5 protein-coding genes are annotated in these 4,117 nt (G+C 66.7%); all 5 read right to left on the bottom strand.

The genetic code is table 11. The annotated features are described in order from the left end of the window. A partial coding sequence (locus AC2VOU_RS10375) for an AMP-binding protein (RefSeq protein ID WP_486957302.1) occupies positions 1-357 on the bottom strand: 357 nt, incomplete at its 3' end. A gap of 11 nt (positions 358-368) precedes the next feature. After that, positions 369-1,304: an acyl-CoA dehydrogenase family protein gene (locus AC2VOU_RS10370; RefSeq protein WP_486957301.1), complete on the bottom strand. Its 936-nt coding sequence runs from the start codon at positions 1,302-1,304 to the stop codon at positions 369-371. Further along, a complete protein-coding gene (locus AC2VOU_RS10365; protein WP_486957300.1) occupies positions 1,304-2,449 on the bottom strand; it encodes an acyl-CoA dehydrogenase family protein in 1,146 nt (381 codons plus the stop codon). The genes AC2VOU_RS10370 and AC2VOU_RS10365 overlap by 1 nt, the downstream gene beginning before the upstream one ends. Before the next feature lie 2 nt (positions 2,450-2,451). Next, positions 2,452-3,576, bottom strand: a complete 1,125-nt coding sequence (locus tag AC2VOU_RS10360) for an acyl-CoA dehydrogenase family protein (RefSeq protein ID WP_486957299.1) — start codon at positions 3,574-3,576, stop codon at positions 2,452-2,454. Continuing rightward, on the bottom strand, positions 3,573-4,117 hold a 545-nt coding region (locus AC2VOU_RS10355), incomplete at its 5' end, for an acyl-CoA dehydrogenase family protein (protein WP_486957298.1). The genes AC2VOU_RS10355 and AC2VOU_RS10360, both read right to left, overlap by 4 nt.

Genomic DNA, 4,117 nt, shown 5'->3' with positions numbered 1-4,117 from the left:
CAGCATGTCCCGGGTGCCGTCGTCGACGACGATGGTCGAACCGATCACCTCCAAAACGCGAGACCGCTCCCAGTCCGGCAGGTCCCAGCGCATCGGGACCGGAACGGCGCCGATCTTCCAGCAGCCAAGTACGGCCAGCACCAGATCCGCTGAATTGGGAATGCTCAGTGCAACAAGCGAACCGACCCGGGCACCGGAACCAGACAGGGCGCGCCCCCACTGGTTGGCCCGGGCATCCAGCTCCGCGAACGTCGACAACTGCGGGCTTCCGTCGCGCGCGATCACGGTCAGAGCGACGTCGCCGGGGCGTTGCTCGGCGAGCTGACGAAGCTTGGCGCCGAAGGGAATTCCGTCCATCGCCGACGTGCTCACGCTGAGACCGGGTCGGAGAACAACGTCTCGAGGGCACCGCTTCGAACTGCCGGCAGTAGGCGCACCGTGAGCGCCTCGGTGCTCAATGGTAGCCGCACGAGCGGCTGCGTATGCCTGTCGAGCACGCTGACATCGGACTCGTCGCAAAATCCCAGCGCGCCCAGGAGTTGGTGTGCAGCCCGAAAGACTTGCCGGGCGGTGTCGGCGGCCTTGAGTCTGAGCGCGAGGGCATCTGCCGAACACACCTGCGCGGGAGACGATGTCATGCGGCTGATGGTGTACTTCGCGAGTTCATAAAGCCCGCGGGCCGCGACGGCGGCATCGGCGATGGTAAAGCGGACGGCCTGAAATTCCGCGAGCGGTTTACCGAATTGCCTGCGGGCGACCACGTGCTGGCGGGTGATCTGCAAGGCCTGCTGCACCGCGCCGACGATCCGCCATGACCCCAACGTCAGATGCAGGTAGATGTCGGCCGCCGGCACGGTGGCGTCGAGTCGGCTCAATGTGGCGGGCACCAGAAACGGTCCGAGCTTTGCCGCGGTGCGGGTGGATGGCTTGACGCGGTAACGGATCCCATCGAGATCGGCCGCCATCCAGTCACCCGCCAGGTCACCGTGGTCGACCCGCGGTGCTTCGGGATTCACCAGTGTGAGCCGGACGCCGTCGATCGCCAGCAACTCTTCGACGAGCGGATACGGCAGCGCGGTCGCACCGGCGACCTGACAGAGCACCGCGGCGGCCAGCAGGTCGTCCGTGGACGCGCGGACGTCGAGGTCGAAGGCCCCGAGGTCGCACAGCGCGGTCCGGGCGTCGTGGCGCAGTCGGGGCTCCGTTTCGGCCTGTAGCGCGGCCTGGGCTCCACCGAGCCGGAACAGTCGCTTGTTGGCGACCGCTGCAAACTCGGCAATATCTTCTGGCAGAGTGGTTTTCATCAATGATCTCCCAACGTTTCACGAGCGACCAGCATCCGCTGTACTTCGATGGTTCCCGACGCCACGGTGGCTGCCTGGGCGTAACGCCAATGATCTTCGATCGCACCGTGCAGCGGGGCCGACATCCCGCTGTCCAGTGCCGACGGGCCGAGGACGTCGAACAGCAGCTCGGCAACCAACTGATCGCAGGTGGTGGTCGCGATGCGGGCGGCACTGGCTGCACCGCCGGCCGTTGGGTCGTCTTGCAGCGAAACCGCGCGATACGCCAGCAGTCGGGCGATTCGCAGATCGATCAGTGCCCTTACCCAGCGCGTGCGGATCGACTCGGGCAACGTGTCCCAGTCGTCGCCGAGTTCGGTCTGGATGCGGTCCAATAGCGACTCACATCGCGCGTAGCGGGCTATCCCGACTCGTTCGAACGCCAGTGCTTCGCGCATCACCCGCCACCCGTCGCCCACCTCACCGAGGACTTCGGCAGGGAACACCTCGACGCCGTCGAGAAACACTTCGTTGAGGTGATGCGGCCCCAGCATTGACCGGATTGGGCGCACGGTGATCCCGGCTCGGTCCATCGGGACGAGAAACAGACTGAGCCGCTTGGATTTCGGGGCATCCGGATCGGTGCATGCCGCGAGCACGCACCAGGAGGCCATCTGGGCGTAGGACGTCCACACCTTTTGGCCGGTGATGCGCCAGCCGTCACCGTCGGCAGTCGCGCGGGTGCGCAGCGAGGCTAGGTCGGTGCCGGCTTCCGGCTCGGAGAACCCCTGACACCAGATCACCTCCCCGGCGGCGATGGCGGACAGGTGCCGCTCCTGCTGTTCGGCAGTGCCGTACCGCATCAGCGCCGGGCCCACCCAGTTGATGCCCATGTACTGCGCGCCGCGGGGTTCGTGGTGCGCCCACATCTCCTCGCGCAACACGGTCTGTTGCCACACCGAATTTCCGCCGCCACCATGCTCTTTCGGCCAGGCCAGGGCCAGTAGCCCGGCAGCGGCGAGCATCTTGCAGAACGACTCGGTGGTCGCCAGGTCCTTGGCGTCGTTCGTGCAGGCGCCGAGAAACCCTTCCGGGATGTGCGCGGAGATCAGATCGCGCACGTGGGTCCTGAGCTCTGCGGCGTCGGTGCCGAGGTCGTAATCCATCGTCATCCCTTCGGCAAACCGAGCAGGCGCTCGGCGATGATGTTGCGCTGGACCTCAGAGGTGCCGCCGTAGATGGTGGCGGCAAGTGCGTCCTGACGCTCGAAGAGCAGCTCGTTGTCGCTGATCGAACAGGGTCCCGACGTCGCGGCGGAAAGTTCCCAAACCCTTTGCAAAGTAACCGAACCGAGGAGTTTGAGGATGTCGGATTCCGGGCTCGGCATCCCGGCGAGCTCGTTGTTCAGCGCGCGGTAGCCGGTTGCCCGCAGAGCTTCGGCATCGGCGACCAGCGAGCCGAGTTCGGCGAAGACCTCGCCGGCGTAGTCGTCGTCGTGGGTGGCCGGGGATTCACGGATCGTAGTGAGACCGCGCTGGATCTCGACCCAGTTCATGATCCAGATCATCTGTCGTTCATGGTTGAGTGACGACATCGCCACCTGCCATCCGCCGTTGAGTTCGCCGAGCAGATTGTCAGCTGGGACCTCGACGTCGTCGAGAACGACCTCGCAGAAGGTCTCGTCGGATCTGGACGCCATCCGGATGGCCTCGACGGTCACTCCCGGGGATTCGAGATCGAGGACAAAGCAGGAGATTCCGCGATGCTTGGGTGCGTCGGGGTCGGTGCGCGCATACAAGGTGCACCACCGCGACAGGTGCGCCTGGGTTGTCCAGATCTTGCGGCCCTTGACGCGGAACACTTTGCCATCTGGTTCATCTCGCACCGCGCGGGTGCGTAGTCCGGCGAAATCGGAGCCTGCTTCAGGCTCCGACATGCCCAGCGCCCACCATTCGTCACCGCGCAGTAACGGGACGAGCAGCCGGTCGATTTGCTCGGGGGTGCCGAATTGTCGGAGCCCCGGTGCCGCGACTCCCGGCCCGGCGACGTTGGGCAGCTTGGGGGCCGACCGCACCGCTGCCTCGAGCCGGATCTCCATCGCCTGGGCCAGGCCCAGTGAGCGGCCGCCGTACTCGCGCGGCCAGGTCGGCTGCAACCAGCCGGCCTCGAAGGCGGCGCGCTGATGATCGCGTCGAAGTCCGATGTCCCAGCGGTATTGGTCGTAGCGATCGTAGTAATCGTCGGGCAGGAAGTCGGTCAGCCAGGCATCGTACTCGGCGATCAAGTCGCTCATGCGGCACTTCCGGCGAAGCGACGCCCCACCGCGTGATAGAGCGCGCGGCTGTCGCCCAGCGTCGAGGCGCCCTGCCAGGCGTGCCGCAAGTAAAGGTGCATGTCGTGTTCCCAGGTCTGCGCCAGCGCGCCGTGAACCTGCACCCCGGTCCGTGCGCACCCGACCGCGGCCTCGCCCGCCGCGGCCTTGGCCATCGCCGCAGCGTTCCAGCCGGCGGCGATCGGGGTTGCCGGATCGTCGAGCCTCGCAGCGGCGGCATAGGTCAGGCCGCGGGCACGCTCCAGCGCGACGTAGTTGTCGGCCAGGGCATGCTTGATGCCCTGGAACGAGCCGATCGGTTTGCCGAACTGCCTGCGTGTTGTGGCGTGCTCGACGGATCGCGCCAGCGCGGCGGCGGCGACACCGACCAGATCGGCGGCGGCGGCGAGCAGCGGTGTCGCCAGCGCCGACTCAATGTCGACCGGTGCGATGGCGACCGGCTCGGCGTCGATCTCGACGTCGGCGACCGGTTGGGCGGGGTCGGTGCATTCGGATTGGTGCA

The organism is Mycobacterium sp. TH-M25 (assembly GCF_057473665.1).
The sequence above is the reverse complement of the archived record's forward strand: the minus strand, read 5'-3'. Positions and strand labels throughout refer to the sequence as shown.

What these genes read in the sequence shown, in the direction of transcription:
- AC2VOU_RS10370 (WP_486957301.1), bottom strand. Translation starts at nt 1,304, where the DNA reads ATGAAAACCACTCTGCCAGAAGATATTGCCGAGTTTGCAGCGGTCGCC.
- AC2VOU_RS10365 (WP_486957300.1), bottom strand. Translation starts at nt 2,449, where the DNA reads ATGGATTACGACCTCGGCACCGACGCCGCAGAGCTCAGGACCCACGTG.
- AC2VOU_RS10360 (WP_486957299.1), bottom strand. Translation starts at nt 3,576, where the DNA reads ATGAGCGACTTGATCGCCGAGTACGATGCCTGGCTGACCGACTTCCTG.